Here is a 25196-nt window from a genome sequence, read left to right as displayed (position 1 = left end):
TGAGTTTAAACAAAGAACATCTGATTCACTTTTAGGTTTAAAACGATGCTAAGGGGATGTAGTTTGACTATGGAAATACGGCTCTTCAGAAGAGATGAAACTGATCTATATATGAAAGCGATAGATGAAATATGGAAGAAGGGCCACATTTTAAGTCGGGATAAGGCTCTAGCCGACTTCATGTTTTATAATACCCCTCATCATGAAAAGTATATTGGGAAAGAAAACTACGGTGCTATCGGTATTTGGGAGGATGGAAAAATCGTAGGGCTTGGCGGCCTTATGCTTTTTGAGTTTAACTTAAACGGCCAGATGGAGGCAGCTTGTAACGTAACCAATTCTATCGTATTAGAAGAATATCGGAGCTCAATGGCGGGCTTATTACTGTATGCAAAACCCTTTGACCTGTATCCTTTCTTTTGCAATTTTGGAATAGGTCTGAGTACATTTTCAATGCGTGTTTCACCAGCTACTATTTCAAAAGATATTATAACGCAACCTATAAATAAACTAGACCGGATGGTCGGCATTTTTGATAAGGAAAAAACAACCGAAATGTTGCTTGAAGGCAATGATCATTACTTAAGGAATTATGGTAAGGTGCGCATGGTACCGCAATATGGTGACAAGGCAGTTCGGCAGGAGTTGGCAGAAGAGAAATGGAATAGCTTTTACTACACACATATTGCCCCTAAGACGATCAGTATTTCGCGCAGCTTTGCATTCTTGAATTGGAGATATATAAACCATCCGACTTTTAACTACTTGGTGTATACTGCCCAAGATCAAGCTGGGAACTATGAAGGATTATTGGTCGCGAGAGTTGAAAGCATCGTCAATGGCACCGCGAAAATTTTGCGTATCGTTGAGTTTATTTCCAAGAATCAGGATGCTTCCATCGCATTGGCGAACAAAATCGTGGAAATCGGAACGAAAGAGGCTGTTCTTTTCGCCGATTTTTATTGCACGACGGATATGTTTAATTTTGGACTAGAATCGGTTGGCTTTAAAAGAGAGTTTACTTCGGATGATGATAAGATTGTCTTGCCATCCAGATTCCAGCCTGTGGATTTATCCGTTGTTAACCTGAATGCATGCTTATCTTTTTACGGAAAGAAAGTAAGAAAAATGAATCTATTAAATAACAATATCTACTTTACAAAAGGTGACTCCGACCAGGATAGACCTAATTAGGCTAAGGACCTAATTAGGCTAAACACAACAAACCCAGTATCCGCACGGTACTGGGTTTCATTATTTTATCGTACCTGACATACTAGCTATTCCATTGAGAATTCATGTAAGTAGCCTGCAGGCCCATGTCCGGGAAAAATAACAGAAGCCTTAGGTAAGGATCTCAAAAAAGGCAATGTGATATCCGCAAATTTTTTCTTGCTTCCACCAGGTAACCTTGTAATGGTCTGCTTCCCTTTAATAAGGCTGTCCCCGGAAAATACGAAGATATCGTCTATTAAGATACATACACTTCCATCAGAGTGGCCCGGCGAATGAAAGATTTCTATTTTGTGATTTTCCCAATCAAAACACTTATAGTCACTGAATGTTTCATCAGCATTGCAGCTATAAGGCTGGATTTTCGTATTTTCTATTTTGGGCTCGGGTGAGAAAAAGGGCACGATTGCATCAAAATGAGATGAAAAGTTGCGTTTAGAGTCCGGTAAATTTTGTGCGCATTGATCTATGGCTATTACCCTGCATCCGATATTTTCTCTTAACCAGTTAATCCCTGATATGTGGTCATAATGCTCATGAGTGAGCAGCACAATGATATCCGCGATATTGTTTTTCTTCAACAATTGCAGTGCATCGGCATCCACGCAAGGATCAATAATAAGTGCCTTATCATTGGATATAACGACATACATTCTGGAGTCTACAGGAGCAAAAGCGTAACTGTACGTTTCGCAATCAGTAATCTGAAATAAGCATTTCACAAAAATCCATTCCCCCAAGCTCAATCGTCATGGCTCCCCAGGTTAAACCGGATCCGAATGCAGACAAACAACACTGATAGGTGTTGTCCACGACGGCTTTCCCCAAATTATGCACGATGTTTATAGGGATGGATGCACCGCTTGGATTCCCAAAATTCTCAACAATATTCATAGGAGTCTTCTCATAAGGGATTTCTAATTTATCCGCCAGTTTTTTCAGCATAAACTTATTTGGCTGGTGAAATAAAAACCAATCGATATCTTCTTTTCGTTGCCCAGCAAAATGTAGTGTTTCATCGACTAAGGCCGGGACCTCTGCCTGCACAAAAGTAAAAACTTCAGAACCTTTCATCTTTAAATTGTCTAGACTACGTAGATTCCCATCATTGTCTAGATCCCTAAGGATAGCCGTTTCTTCAGAACTTGCCAATCGTGACCCTCCAGCAGGAATAATCAATGCTTCTCTGCGACTTCCGTCATTATACATAATATAATGTATATCCTTCGCATTCGGGTCATTCTCTACAACAATAATCCCTGCCGCATCACCTATTAATGGATAACTATTTCTGTCCTTTACCGATACTTTTTTGCTTAGCGTATCTACCGTAAAGAGAATAACCTTTTTATCACCCACATGCTCCAACAACATAAAGGCCTGCATCAATCCATGCAAGAATGCAGCGCAGCCCTGATTGGTATCGATGCAGATTACGTTATTCGCCAAGCCACATTCACCATGGATGACGTTGCTTACATGAGGGAGAAGATAATCGGGTGTCGTTGTGACGACTATAATGCCTCCAATTTCATCTTTTTCCACAAGATTATTTTCTAACATATATTTTAAGCCAAAGACACAGAAATCAGAGCTTGCTGTAGTCTCCTTCACTATCCGATGTTTTTCATACCCCATGATTTTTTTTAATCGCAGGGTCTGCTGTTCCGGAAAATTATAATTATGCACCTCATTTTCAAACTTTACTTCGGTTTGTGGAAGCACACCCAACATACCTGTTATTTTCTTACCTCGAAAAATGGTTTTCATATCACTCCCCCACTTTTTCGAATTACATTAGCTATTGATTCAACGCTGTTGAAATTTTCAGGAACAATGTCTAGCGCATCGATAATAACATCATATTCCTCTTCAATCATAGTCACCAAAGAAATGATATCGAAGGAATCCAAAACTCCCTCTTCAATGACACCATCGTTGGCAGCAAAATCATATTCAGAATGCAACTCTTCTAACAGTCTATAGATTTTCTCCATCTTCCGATTCCTCCAATATCTGATGTAAGCCCAACAGTTTAATAGTTTCACCATCTCTACTTATTAAAAGATAGTTTTCCTCAACATTGACTGTTGACTCATCTCTAATTTCATCATGATTCAAGAACACCGTTTTGTCCCACGTATATATACCCTGATTAATTATTACTTTGGGTTGTCCCATTCTTCGAAGAGCGCCATAGTCCATAGCCCTTAAAAAAGCTTTGATCTTAAAAATATCCCAGGTCGTATCCAAAAAACCGCCATTTGGTATATCAGTGGATAAATGCAGCCTTCCCCTCAAATCCTCATTTTGTTTATAGGTTTTGACTTCTCCAAATAACAAATCATTTATAAATATTTTAAATGTATCGAAGGCTAACTGGTTTTGTAATCTTAAGAGTGAAAACGAAGAAAATGAATCATCTAATTGAATTTCCTTTTGAAAAATGATATCCCCTGAATCAATTCTCTCTTCAACATAATGCCATGTGACCCCAGTCATGCTGTCTTGTTCATAGATAGCCCATGCTTCTGCATTCCTTCCTGGGTGTTTGGGAAGTAGCGAATTATGATAATTAATAATTGTTAGGTACTCATTTTGAACCACTATCCTCGGAATAATATAATTACACCCGAGTAAAAAGATAACTGTCCTCTTCCTAATGGCAACTAAATCTTGAATGATCTTTTCTTTTGGAACATTGATATAATGAATGTCTTGATACTTTGCTAAGTTTCCCAATGTCGATATCGTTGTAGTATTTGTTTCATAAATTAATATTGGGTTCGGAAGACCAAGTTGGAGCATATGCATAATGCACTTCGATGCGAGTGAACCCGACCCAACTATGATGACTTGTTCAAATTTATAACTCATGAATATGCTCCTGAATCTCTAATTATTATTTTCCTAGCGTCAGGTGATACTCAAGACCGTCTGAAGCACAATTCCTGCTCCGCATAGTTCCCATAAGAAAAAGCATCTTCCCATGTTGAAGATGCTCAATCTTGCCACGGTGGACGTGGTAAGAAAATGGACTGGCCTCGTTCAATAGTGGGGCAAAAGCCGTTTACACTATTTTATCAATTCACTCAAGCTTTCCCTCAGTTTAAGTCTATCAATTTTTCCATTTGTATTCCGGGGCAATTGATCCATTTTGTAATAAACAGACGGTATCATATACTTCGGCAACATTTCTCCAACACGTTTTTTAAACTCAGCTGCTTGAAATTCCTCATTGGATTCATAGTAAAAAATAATTTCTTTCTTTTCGTGGTTATATACAGCACATCCATTTTCCACTATTTTTAATGTATTTATTATAACATGCTCAATTTCACCGAGCTCAATACGATATCCGGAATGCTTTATAATGCTGTCCTTACGACCCTTGAATATCAGTTCCCCTCTATCATTTTCGAGTACGATGTCACCAGTCCGATAGATGATTTCAGGATATGAACGATTTAACGGATTTTGAACAAAAGCAGCAGCTGTTTTCTCCGGATTATTGTAGTATCCCATAGCTAAAGATGAGCCCCTAACACATAATTCTCCTTCCTCATTCACGCCGCATAGCTTATCTTGATCATTAAGAATAAACACATCAGTATTCTTACAAGCAACTCCAATAGGGATCGGTTCATCATCGGATAATTCCCTATCTACAATAAAATACGTACAATCTAGTGTAATTTCGATTGGTCCGTACAAATTAATAAACTTACTCTGGTTTAAAAACTTCCGCCAATAATTAAATTGTTTAGTAGGAAATACCTCCCCGGCAAACCAAATGGATCGTAAGGCAGGTAACTGTATTCTGGACAATAAATCCAGGTTTGCAATGTTGACCATGATCGTCGGTACCCAGAAAATAAACGTTACATGATGATCTTGCAGTAATTGTAATATACGTGTGGGGAATGCTGCCAGTCCATCAGGTAGGATAACGATCGTACTTCCAAGCGCCATTAACATGCATAGTTCAAAGCTGTATATATCAAAAACACTGGGAGATAAGCTCCCAATGACCTCATTATCATCAATCCCCGTCGTATTGATCGACCATTCCGTAAAGTCTATAAAGCTTCGATGATTTAAAACAACACCTTTTGGAACACCCGTTGATCCGGAAGTATTAATAATACACAGCGGATCAGTATCAATAACACTATTCAATATATGATCAAGCACATCTTGTGAGTAAATTTCATTGTCAAAATCAATCAAATCGATATTTAGTATTTTCTCGCTTGGCAAGACCTTTTCTAACTTAGCTATGTGTTGATGGTTGGTTATAATGAGTTCCGGTTCAATTAACTCAATAATATTTCTTATTCTTTGAATCGGGGATTTAGTGTCCAAGTTCATATAAGCATTTCCGCAATACATAATTGCGATATCTGACATAATCAATTCGAACCGCTTGTCCAAAAATACAGCAATCGGTTTGCGAATGGTTCCAGATATTTTTCGGTTTATGATACAGCCCATTTTTTTTGCTTGATCGGTTAAAGTTCGAAACGAAATATTTCGTTCCCCATCTATCACCGCAGTTTTATTAGGTACTTTATCGGACGTAACCTTTAAGTAGTCCAGTAAGTTGGTGCGCAAGATTTTAACTCCTTTCCTTAGACTAACACACAACCATCCACCGAAAGGATATGCCCCGTAATATAAGAAGCCATATCGGAAGCCAAGAAAACACAAGCATGTGCAATCTCCTCCGGTCTCCCCAATCTGCCCAGAGGAATATTGGAAAGATGAACCGCTAGATGTTTTTCCCCGATGGAGCGCATCATCTCCGTGTCAATCATACCAGGCGCTACTGCATTCACTCGAATATTTTTGGCCGCAAGCTCTTTAGCAGCCGTTTTTGTAAGCGAAATAATTGCCCCTTTGGTAGCGGAATAAACAAGTTGCCCAGAGTTTCCTGTTATGCCAACGATAGAGGTCATATTAATAATGCTTCCTCCACCACTTCGCATCATCAGTTTTGCCGCTAATTGCAGTAATTCCATTGTTGCAAACACATTGACATCAAAGGTTCTGTCGATTAGTGGTCTAGTAACCGTCCCTATCAGTGCATCCTTCATGATACCAGCGTTATTGACTAGTACATCTAGCCTGCCCTGTTCCCTTTTGATACGCAGAATAGCTTCCTTACATTTTTGTGCATCGGCGACATCAAAATATAATGGAAACAATTTAGTTTGATAGTCGTTAGACAATTGTTTCGTAAGTTCGTCTATAGAGCCACTTTCAATATCATTGGCATATACAATTGCTCCTGCTTTTGCAAAAGCCTCGATGGTAGCCTTACCTAAACCTTTACTTGTCCCTGTAACGAGGCACACTTTTCCATTAAGTAACTTTCCAGAATCCATCCTACACCTCAATTTTTTACTGGAACCTACCACCATCAACAAATAGCCGTCGTCCGGTAATGAGTCTTGACATATCGCTGATTAGAAATGCACATGCACTAGCGACATCATCAGCCTCACCCATTCCCAATAATTGTATTCTATTTAATTGATTCAGATCAATGCCGGCATCTTCAGCACCTTCGACCATTTCTGTACGAATCACACCGGGTAATATCGTATTGATTCTAATTGCCTTTTTGGCCAACTCAATGGATAACGATTGAGCGGCTATATCCATAGCCGCCTTGGATGCGGCATAATTTGTTTGGCATTGTTCAGCTTTATCCGCTGCAATTGAGGATATGCCTACAATACTTCCCGCATCACTGTATTTCCTCTTCGAGTATTGACGGACAAGTTCAATGAACGTAAAGTAATTTATATTCATTTCCTCAAGCATCTTTGATTTGCTTAGCCCATTTAACGGTATCACTTTAGCAATACCTGCACAATGAACCAAACCGTTTAGCTTAACTCCATCTTTCGTTGCTTCATCAAAGATGGAACTCATTTCTTCCACTTCCGATAAATCGGCAATGATCTGTAGGTGACCGCTCCCGCTTAATTGCCGCATGGTTTCATTCAATCGCTGTTGGTTTCTTCCCGTAATGACTAATTTGGCCCCTAATTTTGATAAATATATGGCGGTTGCCCGTCCGATCCCGGAAGATGCTCCTGTGACCAAAACTTTTCTGTTCGATAAATCTAATGGATTAAAGGTACCCTGATTATCCACGGAATGCCTCCTTGTAATAATCACTGGTATATATCATAGGCAGAACATTCTTAGACTCCACTTCGAAGCTTACTACTCCCCACGATAGTCCAACGCCAAATCCGGAAGTAATGAGATTAAGTGTCTCCGGCACTTGTTCTCTCTCACATAAATCAACAATCCCTAATGGTATAGATGCGCTGCTTGTGTTAGCATATCTATCCAAGGAGATTGGCATTTTTTCTAGAGGTACTTTTATTTTTCTTGCAAGTTGTTTAAGAATCAATAAATTTGCCTGATGGAATACGCAATAATCATAATTATCAATATTCCCGCCGTACAGATCGAAAAACTCTTTAAAAGCTCTTGGTATTTCAGTAATGGTAAATCCAAATACTTCTGCCCCATCCATGTGATAGGCCGTATCTTTATAAAAGTTTGTGCTACTCGTAATCGGCTTTCTCATGCCTCCACCCGGTATGATTAACGAACTGTAGCCTTCTCCATTAGCTTTTAGCAAGCATTTCATTTCCGTGTTTCCACGTTCAATAAGCGTAGCTGTTCCAGCATGTCCAAAAAGGATTACATCTTTGATGGAGGTTTCCGGATTTTCAACTGCCATCTCTCCTGCAAGAAACAATATTTTCCTAAAACTTCCACCTTGCAACATGGTAGAAGCTAAATACATTCCATATACATACCCCGAGCAGCCTAAATTAATATCAAACGCTATACAATTCTTTGATAATCCAAGTCTTTTATGAATGACATGTGATGTCGCAGGTTGGATATAATCCGCAGACTGTGTAAGAAATATTATTGCATCGATACTATCCTTATCAATTTGTTTCTCTTTCATTAACTGTTCCGCTGCGACAAAGCACATATCCGAAGTGGTCTGGTTGCCCGTTACAACACGACGTTCTCTGACTCCGGTTGTATCGATAAACTTATTTATTTCATCTTCCCCTAACTCATCTATATAATCGGTAATTTTCTCAACCTTTTCAGGCACAGCACACGCAATGCCGCCAATATATATATTATTAAAAACAGCATTTGCCACTAGACTCTACTCCTTTAAATTAACAACCTGATTAATATTTTTAGTTACGAAAAATATTTCTTTAATAATATGAAAAGTGCTCCAATTCTTTGCTGCAATGATGTTTCTTCAACAACATTACTCAAAAATAAGAGCACCATTCTGGAAAACCCATACATCCATTCAATGTTGAAACGGAATGCTCATTATGCAAACGTTACCGCATTCCAATTCCGAATTGAAACATTATTCCATAATCTCTATGATATCCTGTACCGTTTTAAACTCTTTAATCATTGCTCCAGTAATTATCTTATCAAAGTGTTCATCAACTAGAGCAATTAAAGATATCGCGGCAACAGAATCCCAATCTGCCAATGTTTCAAGCTCTGTCGTTACCTCTAATGAACCCTGATCAAGATCTAGCATATCCTCTAATAAGTTTAATTTTGTTTGTAAATCCATTTAAAAAATCCCCCTTGGCTTCGGTTCATTGTACTATACAGTGACGGTTAAACTATACGATAATCGAACACAAAAATCTATAATCTTAATATCGGCAAATTTAGCAAAAAGATTATACTTAGCTGAACTGGTTTGAATATCATTTAATACGCTAATGCCGATTGGTTGCACCACAGAGCATAATTAGTTATCGTGTCTCTTAGATATACACAAACCCAACTTTTCTACTGTGATTGTTCCTCAAAAATAGCTTTCACTTATGGTACGGTTCTCCGTATCACTCTTACGGCGAATTTTATCGCAATGGCGAAAAAAAGTCCCCGCGAATTACGGCGACTACTTTCGCATTACACCTTAAAGCGATATCCCGCTCCCCATACAGTCTCGATAAACTGATGCCCCGACGGGTCCTTCTGGATCTTGTCCCGGATCTTCCCTACATGAACCGTGACCGTGGCGGTATCGCCATAATTATCGATCCCCCAGACCCTATCCAGCAGCGCCTCCTTGGAATATACCCGATCTGGGTTTTCCGCGAGGAATAGCAGCAGATCGAATTCTTTTGCCGTCATCGTAACCTCCGCCCCGCGCAGCGTCACCCGTCTTGCATCGATCTGGATCGTGAGTTCGCGAATGTTCAGCTCACGCGATTTCTGGGCATGCAAGTGGCCGGTGCCTGCCGCGACACCGGTCAACCGGTCATATCGTTCGAGATGCGCCTTTACCCGCGCCACGAGCTCCGTTGGGCTGAACGGCTTCGTCACATAATCGTCCGCTCCTAAGCCGAGGCCTCGGATCTTGTCGATATCCTCCTTGCGGGCGGATACCATGAGCACCGGAATAAACTTGGTCTCCCGGATCCGTCGCAATAGATCAAAGCCGTCCATGCCCGGCAGCATGACGTCCAGAATGATCAGATCGTATTCTTCCTCCAGCGCCTCCTCGAGCGCTTTCCGGCCGTCTGCCCGAAGGGTCACCTCGTAGCCGTGCACCTCAAGAAAGTCCCTCTCCAGCTCGGCGATCGCTTGATCGTCCTCTACGATTAATACTTTCCGCTTCGACATCTCACGCTCTCCCCGCTTCATTGCTATCCCGTTTCATCGGAATGCTAATCATCACCGTCATGGACTGCCCGGGTTCGCTTCTCGCATGGATCGTTCCGCCATGATTCGCGATAATCTGCTTCACAATGGCAAGACCTAACCCGGAGCCGGCCACGTTCTGATTCCGGTTCACATCCGCACGATAGAATCGATCGAAGATCCGCTCCAGCTCGTTCGGTCCCATCCCGGGTCCGTTGTCCGTAACCGCGAATACCCAATCGTCCGATTGCCGCCCGAAATAAACGTGGATATGGGGCTCCTTCTTATCCATGAATTTCACCGAATTGCCAACGAGGTTCAGCATAACGCGCCTCATCTTCTGGACATCCATCGTCACAACATCATCTTGCCCTGCCTCATATTCGCTCGTCAGTTGCACGCCCACGCTCTCGCACTCCATTTGAAGCTCACTCATCGTCTGCCGATAGAACGACTCCAGCGGCACCTTCTCCATGTGGAAACGCTCCTGTTCAAGATCCAGCTTCGACAATAAGAACAGATCGTCGATCATCCGGTCCATATCGAGTGCCTTCGCATAGATCACGTCGATGTACTTCTTCAGCTTCTCCGGATCGTCCGCGATGCCTACCCGAATCCCCTCCACATAACCCTTAATGGAAGTAAGCGGCGTTTTCAAATCATGCGAAATATTCGAGATCAGCTCCTTGCGGTTCTCCTCCAGCGCTAGCTGAGTGTCGATTGATCGCTGCAGTTCGCTGCGCATCTTCTCATACGAGCGGATGACGCTTCCCACTTCGTTGCGCACCTTGGATTCCAGACGGAAGTTCAAGTCGCCTTCGGCAATGCGCCGGGAGCCCTGTTCGAGCTGTCGCAGCGGCCTTACGATATCCTTTGTCGTGATCCAGAGCAGCGGGATAAGAATGATACCGACTAGAATCGCGATCCCGAGCAGCACGAATTGCTCGAATCGATTCGTCTTGGACTCGGCAGCCGTCATATCGGCGACCAGATAATACGTTAACGGATCGTCAATCTCAGGGAAATCGTATGCCAGCGAAAGCAAGTCTCGTCCCTTCCACGCACTCGTGACGAACACGTCATCTTCGTCTAGCCTAGCCGCGGACACATCCTGCCGCAGCTGCCTCAGGAACGCTTCCCCTTCGCTAAGCGCGCCATAGCTTTCCCAGCGCTCGCCTTGCCGGACGACAAGGAAGCCCCCGAACGGCTGCAGCCGATCTCCAATGGAGGCTGCAAACGTCGGAGACGTCAACTCCTCCGGCGTGTACCTCTCCGCATAGCGCAGGTCCACGAACAGATCGATGCCGCGGGAGAACGCTTCATGCGGGGACTGATCCTTCACGATACCGCTTGCGAGATACGAGAGGATCGCCGTGACGAGTCCGATTCCGGTCATCGCAATAATAATCGCCGTCAGTATAGTGCTAAATAAATACGTTAAAATGAGTTTCAATCGAATGGACATACGTCATAACTCTTTCCTTTGGAAGGCTAGCAAGCCCAATATAGTGCCAATGATATAGTAGGCCGTCATAAATAGCAACGATGAAACGGTCATACTGGCATCCTCCCCGTACAGGAGCGGCTGCAGCCAATCCGCGTAGTCCGTGACGAAAAATCGATTCAGCTGCGGCTCGAGAAATCCGACAACGCTCATTGCCATCCACAGCACGACGCTCACTACCAGCCCAACACCGCTGCTTCCCACCCATAGGGACACGCTGTTCGCCAATACGAGCAGCAAGCCGCTGAACAGGATCGCGCCGCCAAGCCCCGCAATACTCGCTCCTAGCGAGGACGCCGCAGGCAAGCCGTGAAGAATTAGGTCTCCAATGAATGTCGGCACGAACATACACAGTACGATCAGAGCACCAGCCGCCCACCCCGCGAACAATTTCCCCATGAAGAGAAACTCCCGGCTGATCGGCAGCTTCAGCGCATGCTTGATTGTCCCCTTGCACTCGCCGATCATAAGGTCACTGCCGAGCGCCACCATGAGAAAAGGGAGCAAGACCGCGAGCAGCAGCTCGATTGCCGTCAGCGATAGGTTGTCATCCAGTCCAAGACGGTCGCCGATAAAAACGAAGAGGACGCCAATGATGAAGGAGAGAAGCAGCAGGACCTTCAGCTTGCTTCCACGGAACAGCTTGCGCAGCTCCTCTGCTGCGAGATAATTCATCTGCGCGATCATACGGCCTCGCTCCTTTCCTGTGCGAGATGATGCAAATAATACTCCTCCACGCCTGAATACGACTCCCGGATCTGCGCGATGCCCGCCGTATGGACATGCCGCCCCTCGTAAACGATGCAAGCATGCGTGATCCAGTCCTCAATGTCGTGTACCTGATGAGACGACACAATGACGCTCATCCCCGTGCCCTCCACAAGTCCGCGCAGCATCGTCGCGATCTCCCGCCTGCCCTCGATGTCCATGCCCGAGAATGGCTCATCGAGCAGCAGCAATTTCGGTCGATGGAGCAGCACGCTGGCCAGCTCGATCCGCTGCTTCATGCCGGTGGAGTATTTCTTGATTTTCAGGTCTTGATGTTGCGTCATGCCCACGAGCTCCAGCGTCTGCCGGATGCGCGCTTCGTCAACGCCCGGGTATAGCTTATGGTAACATCTCAGATAGTCATATCCCGTGAGATAAAGGTACGGGGACGGCTCTCCGATCATCAGGCCCATGTACGGCCTTGTCAGCTCGGGCCGGTCGGCGACCGATGCGCCGTTCCAGCATGCTTCCCCGCGGTCTGTCCCGAGCCAGCCGGCCATCGCCTGCAGCGCCGTCGTCTTCCCGGCGCCGTTCGGCCCCAGTAAGGCGACAACCTCACCGGTTTGCACGGTGAGGTTCAGCCCTTGAATGCCGCGACCGCCGGGGTAGACCTTCGTCAGATCGTTTACTTCGAACATACGCATGGTCCTCCCGAGGTCAATTGTGTTAGCTGCGGTCGTCGAAATTTGCCGCGTCGATCATTTCCACGGACTTGCCGGCAGGGTCATACGCATCCGGCGTCGTGGCATTGATGCCGCTAATGTTGCCTGCGCCTTCCAATTCCACTCGGTGGGTGACGCCTGCCTCATCCTTGCCGCTTACTTCAAGCTCGCCTTTCACACCTTGTACCACGTTATTCGCATCGACTGTCATTTGCAGCCTTACATGTTCAATGGCAACGTCTTCCGTCAACTCCGGCAATTGCGCTTCCAGGTCAATCCCCTCAAGTCCTTGGAAGAAAGGAAGCTGTTTAATCTGCTCCCACCCCGCATGGGCTTCCGGCGCATGCGCGCGTCCTACCTTGTCCTCAGCTGATGCCGCGTCCATCAGTAAACGCAGCGGTAGCGGAATGTCCTCCTTGCTGATGTCGACCGTAATCGTCTTCGAGCCGTCCGCTTGGTTCGCCACACTGAAGTTGTCCTTTAGGTCACCGACCATGAAATCAAGAAGCGCTTCTTCCGCTTTGTTCATCGGGCGATCCTGGGAGTCTTCCTCTTCAGACCAATTGCGGTGTTCGCCGGCATGCTCATCGTCCAAGTTGATCACCTGATAATGCAGATCATGCGTCCGGTCTACGAGATAAACCTCATCATCGCCACTGCTGTACAGGCTGGCTTGTCGTTCAACGCCCATGAGCGTAAAGTCGAGGTCGCCGCTGACGTTGTGCTCGCCGCCCGCTTCCCCCATCTTCGCCGAGCCGTCCGCCTTCAGCACCGTCTGGCCGTCAACCGTAACGCTGAAGTTTCCGCCCACCGTCGCGCTCTCGATGGCGGCCTCTGACGCATGGTTCGCTTTCAACACCGCCTTGAACGCATCGTAGCCTGCTGTATTCGGACTATACGCGAAAGCCGTCGCCGTAAATAGAGTCATGGCACCCACCGCCGCGCCGATCATGATGAATTTGTTTTTCTTTTTCATTTTTCATTCTCTCCTTTAAGGTTGTATGGTCTCTTTCTTGCCTACAACCTTAGTCTAAAGGAGGAGTCTAAAGTCCCTCGAAAGCAATTCGAAAATTTTTCTAAAATCGGAAATGAGGCCATTTCGTAACCTTTGCCGCCTTCGCTACTGTCTATGCCGAGTTCTATTTTACTGGCTGGAATGGAGGTTCCAAGTTTATAGATTTCCTGTAAAATGATGATATGAAAAAAATATTATCGTTCATGGATTGGGGTATATTCGCTCTTCGTTTGTACCATTATATTTTGCTGTTGTCCCAGGCACTGGCGGTAAGTGAGTTTTCGATCGGAACGTTATTAGACGTAATCTGGCTGAGCATAGCTTTTGTCGTCCCTTTGCTGTTCTGGTTTCCTGGGCGCCGGAGGAACAAAGTCTGGTTTTGCATACTGGAGCTATTACTTGGCGGTTCTTATTACGTGCATTCTGTGATTGATCCGGAACTGACTTCAAAAGCGGACTATTTGCTGCCGAGTCTTACAATGGGGTACTCATTGACTAAGCAAACCCTTTGGATCACCCCCGTCGTTGTTTTCATTCCATTTTCCTTTCAGTCTTACCTCAGATTATCTTGGGAGCAAGCCCTGAGTATCGGAACAGACAATCTGCTGTTCTGCTTCATTGGTATGTGGGCAAGCTTTGTCGCAAAGGCGTATATTCAGAAGAATACACTGGCGGCCGAAGTGGAACGTCAAAATAAACTGTTAACTCACTACTCGGCCGAAGTCGAGAAAATGACTTTGCTTGAAGAGCGCAACCGCATGTCGAGGGAGCTTCATGATACACTGGGACATTCCTTTATCTCACTTATTCTGAGCCTTGATGCCTCTATTGCCCTTATGGATAGCAAGCCTGCCGAGGCCAAAGATCGGTTAATTCGCTTAAGAACATTGGCTGAGAACAATCTGGACGAAATGAGAAACATCGTTCACGAGATGGGAGAAGAAGAGGAATCAAGTCTGATCAAGCAGGTTGAATCCCTTGCGGTCCGTTTCCGGGAACACACGGGTACGCCCCTGACTTTGAGTCTGCCGGAGACAGAACGCAACATACGTTTTGAAGTTCGGCAAGCGGTCCTTCGGGTCATCCAGGAATCCCTTACAAACGCACTAAAGCATGGAAAGGCATCTCAGCTTCATCTGGAGCTTCAATTTTCCGAAAGCGATCTGCAATTGTCCGTTCGAAATAACGGGAACCCGATCGACAAGCTGAATTACGGCTTCGGCTTGACCACGATGAAACAGCGGGTCGAGCGGCTCAGTGGTCGCCTTCAGCTATTGTCTGGGGAGGGAACCCCAGCAATGACCGAAGTCCGATGCGAGATCCCGCTGAAAGGAGTGATGCCGCATGGAGAAAATTAAGGTGCTGATTGCCGATGATCAAGAATTGATTCTCGAAAGCTTACATATCGTGCTGTCCATGGAAAAAGATTTGGAAATTGTCGGTTTAGCCAAGAATGGCGAGGAGGCACTGAAGGGCTGCGAGCAGTTTTTGCCGGATATTGTGTTGATGGATATTAATATGCCCGTCATGGACGGCGTCTCCGCAACGGCCTTGATTAAAGAGCGATTACCTGCAATCAAAATCATCATGCTGACCTCCTATAAGGAGGTTGAATATGTATTAGCGGCGTTGAGCTGTGGGGCAGAAGGTTATCTGCTCAAAGCCCTTCATCCCAAAGAACTGGCTGCAGGCATACGAGTGGTTCAGGCGGGAGGGACTTTAATCACACAGGAAATGGCGAGCAAAATGATCAAGAGCATCAACAATACCACCCCTGCGAAACATAATGAATTCGGGCTCACTCCCCGTGAAATAGAAGTGCTGCATAAGCTGGCTTCCGGCCTGCGTAATCAAGACATTGCCGAGGCGCTGTATCTTAGCGAGGGGACGGTTAAAAATTATATCTCAACGATCTATTCAAAGCTGAATGTGAAAGGAAGGCGGGAGGCCGCCCGTAAAGCCCGAGATTCGGGAATTTTGGACCATCCATAAGCCGATCCCAAAAAGCTGGTAACTCTATAGAGTTGCCGGCTTTTTTCGAATGTAGCCATCGAATAAATGATGACAAAAGGGCACTGTCTCGTTATGACTTTTTCAGCCTATACTCATAGCATCAAGCAACTGAGGAGGCAATATAAGACATGAAGAGAAAAACATCTGAAAATAAAGAGCTGCTGCAGAATGGCAGGAAGTTAAGTGCTCGGGGTCCATTTTGGCGTTTTCCAATCGTCTGGATGCTTGTGGGAGCTATCGGTATTGTTCTCATAGATACGTTATTCCGGCAGCTGACAGAACGAGTAGATGGACTGATATCCCTTGCCCTTACGCTAGTGATGGGGTTGCTGGCCATTATGGTTTATAAGTTCACGCTGACATACCTGGCCCGGCGTTCCACTCCAGAGATAGCCAGACAACGCGCAGGAATTGAAGCTGTCCTTGGCATGCTTACCGGGACAATCTTTATCGCAGGGTCCGTCTTAATTATTATGGCGCTGGGAGGTTACTCCTTTCAGTGGGCAAGTTCTGCGAATGCGGGTTCTGTTTTAATACTCTCCATTGAAGCAGCTTTGGGAGCGGCCATTGTCGAGGAGCTTATCTTTCGTGGGCTTATGTTTCAAGCTATTGATCGATTGGGGGGGAAACCGCTCGCACTCGCTGTGACCTCTTTATTCTTTGGAGTTGCCCATCTTGGAAATACAGGGGCAACGTTATGGAGCGCGTTCGCCATAGCCCTAGAAGCAGGTGTTCTGCTCGGAGCCGCCTTCTTGTGGCGGCGGAACTTGTGGTTTGCCATGGGACTGCATTTTGCTTGGAATGCCATTGAGGGCTTGCTTGGCTTTCCTGTTTCCGGGCACTCAGCAGCCGGTCTATTTACTGTAGAGCTAAACGGTGCAGCACTTCTCACAGGGGGCGATTTTGGACTTGAGGGTTCCATTGTTCCGGTCGTGGCCAGTCTTCTGATCTCCATTCCTATGCTAATTGGAGCTGCGCGGTATCGAAGGGTTGAGGCCCGGAACCTTCCCGTATCGAAGTAAATAAAGCTTTCATTTGTTTATTTTTTATAGGATAGTATGTATCCGTGTCTTTTTTAGAGATATTCATCTTTGCACTTGGGCACACGCATAACTGGCACATACTTGTGCCAGTTTTTTGTTTTTGGATAAAACGCAGAAGACGTTCCTTCAGGCTGTGGTCAAGTAAATCCACATGAAGAACAGGCGTAAAGTCTCTGGCATTGAACTTGCGTTCGACCCGACACTTCCCTCCAGAAACCGCACTATTTTGTAACGCCAAAAAGCCCGCAGAAACCTGTCTGTACCGGCTTTGCAGCCAAGCGTGACCCATTCCATACCCAAGCCCGGCAAAGCACCTTTCCAAGCCTGCTGCGCGTTTTTCAGAAAAAACTTGCCGTTACTTGTGATACGGTTCACCGTGACATTAATGGTAAAGCGAGTATCCTAGGCTTTTGCAACTTCTTATTGCCTTCCGCACGCAATTCTAAAGCCAAGGTCGTCTATCTTAAGGTTCGGCATGCTCTTTCTTCTAATCGTAGAACCGCAGTTGTTTTCAACTTCAGCCCAACTGCCTCCCCGAAAAACTCTATAATCCCCGTATCGTTCCGCATCATATAGATCCCAGCACCATTCCCATACATTCCCCACCATGTCATAAAGCCCCCATGGATTAGAAAGCAGTTTTCCGACTGGTTGAGCTGATCCACTGGAGTTCTCTTTATACCATGCAATCTTCTCAATACTTTCATACCGATATCCCTTTGTTCCCGCTTTACACGCATACTGCCATTCAGCATCTGTTAGTAATCGAAAGCCATTCGCTGTTTTGTCATATATCGTATTCTCACTTTCGTTACTGATGGTGTAGCATTCATCCCTGCCAAGTATTCTGGACAGCTTATTACAAAAGACAAGCGAATCTAGCCATGAAACTTCCGTAACGGGTAGGTTACTTGTATTAGATTCCAGAACTTCCTCGTACATGGCAAAATGATATAAATGCTGTGTTACCGGATACTTCATTACGTAGAAAGATTCTATCGTTTCAGTCCATGTAATAACCTTCCTATCCGTTCCTCTTCCAGGGTCTGATAACCTATAATTAGAACTAAGCCATTTGTTCGTGTTAATATAATCACGCAACTCAACAGTTCCACCTTGGATTAGTATCATCATATTCATTACTTCTTTTTGCAAATGCTCTCTGTTGGCTTCGTATTTTTTCAATACCAAAGCAACCCCCTGCCTACTTCAACATTCAATTCTATTTTCCGCTTCCCCACTATTTGTGATACGGTTCCCCCCGCATAATCTTCACCACTCTATAAACCTGCTCCACAAGAACCAACCGCAGCAGCTGATGCGGATAGGTAAACCGCCCGAACGAAATTTTCAAATGAGCCCGCTTCAACACCTCATCGGACAACCCCAGGCTCCCACCAATAACAAATGCGATCTGGCTCCGTCCGTAAGTAGCCAGATCCTCAATATGGCTCGCCAGCTTCTCCGACGTCATCAACTCGCCCTGTATAGCTGCGGCGATGATGTACGTGTCCGGCTTAATCTGTGCCAGGATACGTTCGCCCTCGCGCTGCTTCACCTGCGCTTCCTCGCTGGCGCTCAGCTGTTCCGGCGCTTTCTCGTCCGGGACTTCGCTGATCGTCAGCTTAATGTACGGACCCAGTCGCTTCGCATACTCCGCGATTCCTTTGACCAAATAATCTTCTTTCAGCTTGCCTACCGCAACAATCTGTATATGCATTTCATCAGCACCGCCATCATCTATTATGTAATGTCCATTCCTTGCCTGCACATAACTCACTTTAAGTAACGAGCGCGTATCGAAGCAACAATTGCCTCAACCTCATCCCGCTCCGGGAGATGCAACGCATCAACCAACGCAGCCCCGCCTAAGCCCCCGCTAATGATATCCTTAATTGCACCTGCAAAAGAAAACGCCGCCATCGGCCCAAGTCCCGCAAGCTCCTCCAAGCTGGCCGTACTGCTCCCCACCACAATAGGATGCCCCAGCGAATCATCCCCTCCAGAGGCGATGTCGTAAAAAGCGCGAACGAATTCAGCGCGTGCGCTCCCTGAACCCTCCGCCACAACAAAAGCCTGAATAATCGTAGCGTTCACCTGCCGCCTCTGCGCGATGCCGCAAAACTTACGGCCTTCTATGCTCAGGTCATAGTCGCCGGGGCAATATGCGCCCTCAACTAGCCCCTTCTCCACGATCCGTCCCGTGCCGAGCAGCGCTTCCCGAATCAACCCGAACATCGTCTCGAAGTCGTAGCGATAACCCGCATGCCCCTCACTGGAGCTAGGCCATATAAGCGACAGGTTGACCACGCCGCCATCCAGCGGAACGGCCGCTCCTCCTGAGTTTCTCACCACGACAGGCCAGCCGTTCGACTCCAGCCAGTCCATCGCCTCCCGCGCGTATGGCAGCCGTACATCCTGCGAGCCCAGCACGAAGGCCTGCGGATACCGCCAAATATGGCAAACCGGAGGTCCGCCCTGTCCCGCCCTGCGACATAGCAGCTCGTCCAACGCAAAGGCGTATAGCGGATCGGATAATCCCAGCTCATTCATCCGGTCCAGAATCATCATATTTTGCGGCAATTGGCTCATTGCGGTCACCTTCTCTCCCCGAAAACGATTATGTAGTGTCAGTATAACAAAAAATTCAAAATGCGCCATTCGGTCAGACGGCTCGCCCAGTCCTCTTCTCATCACGTAAAAAATTGTACTTGTTACAATGAATGCCACCCGCATAAAACAACCCCTTGATGTGATAAAATGTTGCCAAAGGAGCTGATAACCGATGGACATTTTACGCATGATTGCGGAGGAACGCATTCGCGAAGCCGAACGTAAGGGCGAATTCGATAATTTGCCCGGCAAAGGCAAGCCGCTGCCGCCCGATGATATGGCCGGCGTTCCCGAGGAGCTTCGTCTCAGCTACAAGCTGTTGAAAAACGCCGGAGCGCTCCCAGAGGAAATGCAGCTTCGCAAAGAGATGATCACGCTCGGCGACCTCATTGCCGCTTGCCATAACGATAACGAACGGCAGAAGCTTCAGCGAGAGCTGTCGGCCAAGAAGCTCCGCTATCAGACCCTCATGTCCGATCGCGGATGGACGGCGTCTGCCGCCTTCGCCGATTACGAGCATAAGATTCACGACAAGCTGACGGGAATGGACTAAAAAGCAAAAGGAACAACGCGGGCCCCCCGTTGTTCCTTCTCTCACCTGCGGCTAAACCACCAAATAAGCCGCCTTATCTTCACAGAAATCGCATTTCCGAGGCGGATCCCAGTTCGCGAACTGCGTCTCCTTCAGATCGACCACGTCCGGCGCGTCTTCATATTCGTCCACGAAACGTTCCAAAGCAAATTCAATACACGGTTTGCATACACAATACATACAACATTCGCTTCCTATTCTTCAGTTAGTATGATGGCTAAGTATCCTATCCAACAGCATAGCAGAACTTGTCCGCTTCTGTGAAGCTCTCTTCTCCAAGCAAGCTCCACTCCTCAGTCTTCCCCGAACCATCTGCTTTCAACAAGCCGCATCCCTTATTTCTTCAAATGCGTCCGTGCCGCCGTAGGCCGATAATGCAGGATCTCCACCAGCTGCTCCTGCATATACTCCGGCGGATATTGGAACCCGCCTTCAATCCAATAAAAAACAAGCCCCATCAGCGCGTGCATCGAATACGCGTGCATCAGCTCGGGATTGAGCTTGCCTTGAGGCGCATGCTCCAGATCCTCAATCGATATCCGCTTGATCGCGGCGAACATCTTCTCCTTCACCATCGGCAGCACGTCGCTGTGGAACAGCACGCTGTAAATCTCTTTTCGGCTGTAGATATGCTCGAAGATCTTAACCGAATTCGCCGACATCTCATCGACCCGGAACAGCTCCACCTTGTCATAAGGCGCGCGGAACGCCGCGATCAGCTCGTCGATCAGCTCCCCCAGCACATCATCCAGCAGCGCTTCCTTGTTCTCGTAATGGGTATAAAATGTCCCCCGGTTATAGTTCGCCAGCTCCACGATTTCCGTGATCGAAATAGACGAAAAGCTTTTGCGCGCCATGAGCGATAACAACGCTTCTTTGAGTGCCTGCTTGCTGCGCAGGACGCGGCGGTCCGTCACCGACTTCACCATAGGCTCGATCCCCCTTATTTTCCACAAAAAAATATTCAACAACTCATCCCAAGTTGTCCGTTATCGCACATTTGAAAACGTTTTATATATTGTTTCGTTTTCTTCTATTCTATTATAATTTTATTAACAGATGTACTCTATTGTACAACTGTTGAACATCTTATATACCTCTCATAATCCCAACTTCTTTTAGCGAACACGAATCACGAATGAATGAGGAGGAACAAACATGAAATTAGCAGGCAAAGTAGCAGTCGTAACAGGCGCGGCATCCGGCATGGGCAAAGAAATCGCGCTTCTATTCGCGGCGGAAGGCGCTAAGGTTGTCGTCTCCGACCTGAACGTGGAGTCCGCAGGCAAGGTTGTGGAAGAAATCTCGTCCAAAGGCGGTACGGCTCTTGCCGTCGCAGCGAACGTGGCAAGAGAAGACGACGTGCAAAACCTGATCGATACAGCAGTGAAAGAGTACGGCACGCTCGACATCCTCATTAACAACGCGGGCATCATGGACAACTTCGTCCCTGCAGGCGACCTGACGGACGAGGTGTGGGACCGTGTCTTTGCGGTAAATACTACAGGCCCAATGCGCACCATCCGCAAAGCGATTCCGATCTTCCTGGAGAAGCAAAGCGGCGTAATCGTCAACGTCGCATCCGCCGGCGGTCTGTTCGGCTCCAGAGCGGGCGCAGCCTACACGGCGGCTAAGCATGCCGTTGTCGGCCTCACGAAAAACGTCGGCTACCAATACGCGAAAACAGGCATCCGCTGCAACGCGATTGCGCCAGGCGGCGTGGCAACGAATATTGCCGCTTCGATGACGGCTCCGAATCCGTTCGGCGCTGAACGCGCTATGTCCGGCATCAACTTGAACCCGCGCACGGGCGAGCCTGCTGAGATCGCGAAAGTGGCGCTGTTCCTTGCTTCGGACGATTCCAGCTTCGTGAACGGTACCGTTATTACGGCGGACGCCGGCTGGACCGCTTATTAATCGCCGGCCATTAACTTGGAAGAGCGCGACGGCTCGTTTTTGCAAGACGTGCCGTTTCGCTCTTTTTTATTCGTCATACCGTTATGGCTTGACGGTCAACCGATCCTCTACAAACTGCATCACATGATTGACGCAGCTCCTAATATACTTGCTATCCCCGAACAGCTTGCTGAGCATAACGCCCCCTTCGATGAGGGCCACAATAGACGTGCTCGCTTCCTCCACGGAGATATCCTTTCTCAACTCCTGTCTGTCCACGCCTTCGAGAATAATCTTGTTTAACGCATCCAGAAAATAACCCATCGCCTGCTGAGCCCGCTCCTTCAGAGCAGGATGTCCATCATCGCTGTCGACGGCCGTATTCAGCAGCGGACAACCTCCCGCAATCGTATCCTTTTCGATCAAATCGATATAGACCTGGCACACGGCAAGCAGCTTCTCTCTCGCGTTCGAAGCATTCCCCAGCTCATCCGATAAAAACTTCACGATTTGCGAGAACGAATAGTCGAACGCCGCGATCGCGATTTCATCCTTGTTCCCGAAATGGTTGTAAATTCCGCCTTTGCGTATCCCGCATTTCTCCATAATATCGGACAACGAAGCGCCGTTATAACCCTTTGTATTAAATAAAACCGCGGACTCGCGTATGATACTTTCTTTAGTAATTTGACCTTTCCGCACGCCCCGAACCCCCATTCAAAAAAAATACCGATTGGTCTTAAAATAGCATAGGCGCATAAGGATGACAAGCATGAAGAGCTCTATCCCTTAAATACTCTGCCAAAAATAGGTTGCATAGCCGGCGGATATCTGTTAACTTAAAAGACAGACCGGTCGGTCTTATTTTAAGACAATCCCATTATAGATAACGGAGATGCTGCCCATGACCCTGACGATTCAACACATCCGCAATGCGACTTCCTTGATTACGTTAAACGGCAAAACCATCCTTGTTGACCCTATGCTGAGCGAAAAGGAAGGGCTGCCTCCGGTTCCCTTTACTAGAACCTTACGCCGAAACCCGATTGTGCCGCTGCCTGTCGCGATGGATGTTTTCGACCGCATTGATGCGATTCTCATTACTCACCTGCATTTTGACCACTTTGATAAGACGGCAAAAGAGCTGCTGCGCAAAGACATCCCCGTGTTTTGCCAGCCCGCCGATCAGAAGAAGATCGCATCCTACGGCTTCCTGCACATCCATCCCATTGAGGAAACAAAGCAATGGAGCGGAATCGATTTCCGGAGAATCAGCGGGCAACATGCCAAAGGAATCGTTGCGAAGCTGCTGGGTCCTGTATCCGGCTTTATACTAAGCACGCCTGATGACGGCTCGCTATATATCGCAGGCGACTGCCTATTAACCGAGCCCATACGGCAGGTTTTCCAACACTACAAGCCCCAAGTTTGCATTCTGAATACGCCCAGAGCACAATTGCTGCTTGGCTCGATTATTACGATGACGCCCGAGGATATTCGCCGCATTCATCGAATCTCGCCTTCCACCAAAATGGTTGCCGTCCATCTGGACGCCATCAGCCACTGCACGCTCACGCGAAAAGATCTGTCGCAATACGTTCAAGCTCATCAGCTGTCCGAGTCCGTGTTCATTCCGGAGGATGGGGAGACGATTCATTTTCAGTAATTTATCGCGATACAAAAAAGCCGGGAGCAGCGCCTTACCAGACGCTCCTTCCCGGCCATACTCTTCTATCGAATGAGTGCTATTACTCCTCTTTCTCGCTTTCCGCCAGCTTCACCTTCACGGTCTTCAACTCGCCGTCCCGGTAGAAGGTCACTTCCAGCTCATCCCCGATTTCCTTCGAACCGTACAAATATTTGCGAAGCTCCTTCGTGCTGCCAACCTTGTGATCGTCCAGCTTCACGATGACATCGTTGAACTGCAGCCCCGCTTCGAGCGCAGGACCGACAGCCTCGAGCACGATAATGCCTGAGAGCACCTCATCCGGCAGCACGATATCTTCCGAAGCGGCGCCATCCGCTTCCTCTCCGGTGCCCTCCCCGTCCGAGCCCTCGGCTTCCTCGCCAAGGAAGTCCTCCATATCCTGCTGCTCCCAATACTGCTCCAGATCCATTGTATAGACGCCAAGGTATGGGCGCGATACATGGCCCTTCTCGATGAGGCTCTCCACAATCGGCATCGCATTGTTGATCGGAATGGCGTAGCCGATGCTCTCGACGCCGAAGTCGGCGATCTTCATGCTGTTGATGCCGACCACGCGGCCGTTCAGGTCGATCAGCGGACCGCCGCTATTGCCTTGGTTGATCGCCGCGTCTACCCGTATGACCTCCTGCTCCCAGTCAATGACGCCGTTCTGGTTGAGCGAGACGGGCACGACCTCTTTGATGACGCTGACGACGCCCATCGTAATCGACTCGCCCATGCCTAGCGGGTTGCCGATCGCCATGACGAACTCCGCCGCGCGCAGCGTCGAGGAATCGCCGACCTCCGCGACCGTCTCGATGCCTTTATCGTCAATCGCCAGCACCGCCAGGTCGGTAATCTGGTCAAGCCCTACAACGCTCGCCTCGCGCACTTCTCCTGTCGTCAGGACGATCTTCACCCTTTCGGCGCCCGTGACCACATGATAATTCGTGACGATAAACGCCTTGCCGTCCTTCTTCTCTATAATAAAGCCCGAACCGACGCCCGCTTCCCGCAGCACGCCCGAGCCCTCTTCTTCCCCTTCCGGTAATCCGTCGCCGAGCCCGAATCCGAAGGTCTGCTCGTTGATGACGCTGACAACAGCCGGCTTCACTTTCGCCGTCGCGACGATCGTTCTCTCTGACGGATCTCCCGTCAAAGCCGCTTCCGCTGTCGCTGAAGACCCGCCTCCGCCGCTCCCGAACCCGCCGAAGCCGCCCGTGAAGATGCCGAACAACACCGTAGCCGCAATGGCGCTGGTGAAGGAGGAGATAAAAGCGATCCGCAGGCTCGACCATTTCCGGTCGCCGCCCCCGAACGACATTCGGTTATCCCTGCGCTGGCTATCGCGCACCGCACGCCTGGACACCTTGGTCGAATAAAAATCATCATCGAAAATGCTCATGGAATCGCTCCTCTCCCTGCTCCGGACCT

At 47.4% G+C, this 25196-nt stretch carries 28 protein-coding genes; 7 read left to right on the top strand and 21 right to left on the bottom strand.

All coding sequences use genetic code 11. The annotated features are described in order from the left end of the window. The first annotated feature begins 69 nt into the window (after positions 1 to 69). Positions 70 to 1194, top strand: a complete 1125-nt coding sequence (locus D3P08_RS13770) for a hypothetical protein (protein WP_119600276.1) — start codon at positions 70 to 72, stop codon at positions 1192 to 1194. An 86-nt stretch (positions 1195 to 1280) separates the two neighbouring features. Here the strand turns inward: D3P08_RS13770 and D3P08_RS13765 are convergent, their stop codons facing one another. From D3P08_RS13765 to D3P08_RS13700, 14 genes are all read right to left on the bottom strand, one after another. Continuing rightward, positions 1281 to 1979 (bottom strand): MBL fold metallo-hydrolase, encoded by a 699-nt coding sequence (locus tag D3P08_RS13765; RefSeq protein WP_147381807.1) that lies wholly within the window; start codon positions 1977 to 1979, stop codon positions 1281 to 1283. Further along, the gene (locus D3P08_RS13760) at positions 1930 to 3003 is read right to left on the bottom strand and encodes a 3-oxoacyl-ACP synthase III family protein (RefSeq protein WP_119600274.1); all 1074 of its coding nucleotides are present in this window, start codon (positions 3001 to 3003) and stop codon (positions 1930 to 1932) included. Before D3P08_RS13760 ends, D3P08_RS13765 begins: the two co-directional genes overlap by 50 nt. Further along, the gene (locus tag D3P08_RS13755) at positions 3000 to 3230 is read right to left on the bottom strand and encodes a phosphopantetheine-binding protein (protein ID WP_119600273.1); all 231 of its coding nucleotides are present in this window, start codon (positions 3228 to 3230) and stop codon (positions 3000 to 3002) included. The genes D3P08_RS13760 and D3P08_RS13755 overlap by 4 nt, the downstream gene beginning before the upstream one ends. Continuing rightward, on the bottom strand, positions 3214 to 4110 hold the full coding sequence (locus D3P08_RS13750; RefSeq protein WP_119600272.1) for a formyltransferase family protein: 897 nt from the start codon (positions 4108 to 4110) through the stop codon (positions 3214 to 3216). Before D3P08_RS13750 ends, D3P08_RS13755 begins: the two co-directional genes overlap by 17 nt. A gap of 198 nt (positions 4111 to 4308) precedes the next feature. Then, positions 4309 to 5847: an amino acid adenylation domain-containing protein gene (locus tag D3P08_RS13745; protein WP_119600271.1), complete on the bottom strand. Its 1539-nt coding sequence runs from the start codon at positions 5845 to 5847 to the stop codon at positions 4309 to 4311. A 17-nt stretch (positions 5848 to 5864) separates the two neighbouring features. Next, entirely contained in the window at positions 5865 to 6620 is a 756-nt protein-coding gene (locus tag D3P08_RS13740) for an SDR family NAD(P)-dependent oxidoreductase (RefSeq protein WP_119600270.1), read from the bottom strand. Positions 6621 to 6636: 16 nt separating this feature from the next. Further along, positions 6637 to 7398: an SDR family NAD(P)-dependent oxidoreductase gene (locus D3P08_RS13735; RefSeq protein WP_162848475.1), complete on the bottom strand. Its 762-nt coding sequence runs from the start codon at positions 7396 to 7398 to the stop codon at positions 6637 to 6639. After that, positions 7391 to 8443, bottom strand: a complete 1053-nt coding sequence (locus D3P08_RS13730) for a ketoacyl-ACP synthase III (RefSeq protein ID WP_119600268.1) — start codon at positions 8441 to 8443, stop codon at positions 7391 to 7393. The genes D3P08_RS13735 and D3P08_RS13730 overlap by 8 nt, the downstream gene beginning before the upstream one ends. 225 nt (positions 8444 to 8668) lie before the next feature. Continuing rightward, complete coding sequence (locus D3P08_RS13725) at positions 8669 to 8887, bottom strand: acyl carrier protein (protein ID WP_119600267.1); 219 nt, start codon at positions 8885 to 8887, stop codon at positions 8669 to 8671. Positions 8888 to 9234: 347 nt separating this feature from the next. Next, positions 9235 to 9951 (bottom strand): response regulator transcription factor, encoded by a 717-nt coding sequence (locus tag D3P08_RS13720; protein WP_119600266.1) that lies wholly within the window; start codon positions 9949 to 9951, stop codon positions 9235 to 9237. Position 9952: 1 nt separating this feature from the next. Then, positions 9953 to 11434, bottom strand: a complete 1482-nt coding sequence (locus D3P08_RS13715; RefSeq protein ID WP_119600265.1) for a sensor histidine kinase — start codon at positions 11432 to 11434, stop codon at positions 9953 to 9955. A gap of 3 nt (positions 11435 to 11437) precedes the next feature. Then, positions 11438 to 12160 carry an ABC transporter permease gene (locus D3P08_RS13710; protein WP_119600264.1) on the bottom strand — a complete coding sequence of 241 codons (723 nt, stop codon included), beginning with the start codon at positions 12158 to 12160 and terminating at the stop codon, positions 11438 to 11440. Further along, positions 12157 to 12879, bottom strand: a complete 723-nt coding sequence (locus tag D3P08_RS13705; RefSeq protein WP_162848474.1) for an ABC transporter ATP-binding protein — start codon at positions 12877 to 12879, stop codon at positions 12157 to 12159. Before D3P08_RS13705 ends, D3P08_RS13710 begins: the two co-directional genes overlap by 4 nt. Positions 12880 to 12907: 28 nt before the next feature. Next, positions 12908 to 13879 carry a hypothetical protein gene (locus D3P08_RS13700; RefSeq protein ID WP_119600262.1) on the bottom strand — a complete coding sequence of 324 codons (972 nt, stop codon included), beginning with the start codon at positions 13877 to 13879 and terminating at the stop codon, positions 12908 to 12910. A 221-nt stretch (positions 13880 to 14100) separates the two neighbouring features. Here D3P08_RS13700 and D3P08_RS13695 point away from each other — a divergent pair, with 221 nt between their 5' ends. The 3 genes from D3P08_RS13695 (at position 14101) to D3P08_RS13685 (ending at position 16953) form a co-directional block, all read left to right on the top strand. Further along, positions 14101 to 15276 carry a sensor histidine kinase gene (locus D3P08_RS13695; protein ID WP_162848473.1) on the top strand — a complete coding sequence of 392 codons (1176 nt, stop codon included), beginning with the start codon at positions 14101 to 14103 and terminating at the stop codon, positions 15274 to 15276. Next, a complete protein-coding gene (locus D3P08_RS13690) occupies positions 15263 to 15910 on the top strand; it encodes a response regulator (RefSeq protein ID WP_119600261.1) in 648 nt (215 codons plus the stop codon). The genes D3P08_RS13695 and D3P08_RS13690 overlap by 14 nt, the downstream gene beginning before the upstream one ends. A 149-nt stretch (positions 15911 to 16059) precedes the next feature. Then, positions 16060 to 16953, top strand: coding sequence for a CPBP family intramembrane glutamic endopeptidase (locus D3P08_RS13685; protein WP_206098962.1), 894 nt, complete (start codon positions 16060 to 16062; stop codon positions 16951 to 16953). A 441-nt stretch (positions 16954 to 17394) separates the two neighbouring features. Here D3P08_RS13685 and D3P08_RS13680 read toward each other — a convergent pair whose 3' ends face one another. From D3P08_RS13680 to D3P08_RS13670, 3 genes are read right to left on the bottom strand one after another with little or no spacing between them, the layout of a single operon-like run. Then, positions 17395 to 18159 carry a formylglycine-generating enzyme family protein gene (locus D3P08_RS13680; protein WP_338068722.1) on the bottom strand — a complete coding sequence of 255 codons (765 nt, stop codon included), beginning with the start codon at positions 18157 to 18159 and terminating at the stop codon, positions 17395 to 17397. A 55-nt stretch (positions 18160 to 18214) separates the two neighbouring features. After that, positions 18215 to 18694 carry a 23S rRNA (pseudouridine(1915)-N(3))-methyltransferase RlmH gene (gene rlmH, locus D3P08_RS13675; protein WP_119600260.1) on the bottom strand — a complete coding sequence of 160 codons (480 nt, stop codon included), beginning with the start codon at positions 18692 to 18694 and terminating at the stop codon, positions 18215 to 18217. Positions 18695 to 18750: 56 nt separating this feature from the next. Next, positions 18751 to 19566: a lipoate--protein ligase family protein gene (locus D3P08_RS13670; RefSeq protein WP_240647505.1), complete on the bottom strand. Its 816-nt coding sequence runs from the start codon at positions 19564 to 19566 to the stop codon at positions 18751 to 18753. A gap of 193 nt (positions 19567 to 19759) precedes the next feature. Here D3P08_RS13670 and D3P08_RS13665 point away from each other — a divergent pair, with 193 nt between their 5' ends. Next, complete coding sequence (locus tag D3P08_RS13665; protein WP_119600259.1) at positions 19760 to 20140, top strand: DnaJ family domain-containing protein; 381 nt, start codon at positions 19760 to 19762, stop codon at positions 20138 to 20140. A 51-nt stretch (positions 20141 to 20191) separates the two neighbouring features. Here D3P08_RS13665 and D3P08_RS13660 read toward each other — a convergent pair whose 3' ends face one another. Together D3P08_RS13660 and D3P08_RS13655 are read right to left on the bottom strand one after the other, a co-directional pair. Then, on the bottom strand, positions 20192 to 20359 hold the full coding sequence (locus tag D3P08_RS13660; RefSeq protein WP_119600258.1) for a CxxH/CxxC protein: 168 nt from the start codon (positions 20357 to 20359) through the stop codon (positions 20192 to 20194). A gap of 155 nt (positions 20360 to 20514) precedes the next feature. After that, positions 20515 to 21108: a TetR/AcrR family transcriptional regulator gene (locus D3P08_RS13655; RefSeq protein WP_119600257.1), complete on the bottom strand. Its 594-nt coding sequence runs from the start codon at positions 21106 to 21108 to the stop codon at positions 20515 to 20517. Positions 21109 to 21337: 229 nt separating this feature from the next. Between D3P08_RS13655 and D3P08_RS13650 the strand changes: the two genes are divergently transcribed. Further along, the gene (locus D3P08_RS13650) at positions 21338 to 22096 is read left to right on the top strand and encodes an SDR family oxidoreductase (protein ID WP_119600256.1); all 759 of its coding nucleotides are present in this window, start codon (positions 21338 to 21340) and stop codon (positions 22094 to 22096) included. An 81-nt stretch (positions 22097 to 22177) separates the two neighbouring features. Here the strand turns inward: D3P08_RS13650 and D3P08_RS13645 are convergent, their stop codons facing one another. Further along, positions 22178 to 22777 (bottom strand): TetR/AcrR family transcriptional regulator, encoded by a 600-nt coding sequence (locus tag D3P08_RS13645; protein WP_119600255.1) that lies wholly within the window; start codon positions 22775 to 22777, stop codon positions 22178 to 22180. A 202-nt stretch (positions 22778 to 22979) separates the two neighbouring features. On the opposite strand from D3P08_RS13645, the gene D3P08_RS13640 reads away from it, so the two are divergent. Further along, positions 22980 to 23741, top strand: coding sequence for an MBL fold metallo-hydrolase (locus D3P08_RS13640; RefSeq protein ID WP_119600254.1), 762 nt, complete (start codon positions 22980 to 22982; stop codon positions 23739 to 23741). A gap of 82 nt (positions 23742 to 23823) precedes the next feature. Here the strand turns inward: D3P08_RS13640 and D3P08_RS13635 are convergent, their stop codons facing one another. Further along, a complete protein-coding gene (locus tag D3P08_RS13635; protein ID WP_119600253.1) occupies positions 23824 to 25167 on the bottom strand; it encodes a S1C family serine protease in 1344 nt (447 codons plus the stop codon). Positions 25168 to 25196 lie beyond the last annotated feature (29 nt).

Origin of the sequence: Paenibacillus nanensis (genome assembly GCF_003583765.1) — a bacterium.
GTDB lineage: Bacteria > Bacillota > Bacilli > Paenibacillales > Paenibacillaceae > Pristimantibacillus > Pristimantibacillus nanensis.
This window is presented reverse-complemented; position numbering and strand designations above follow the sequence as displayed.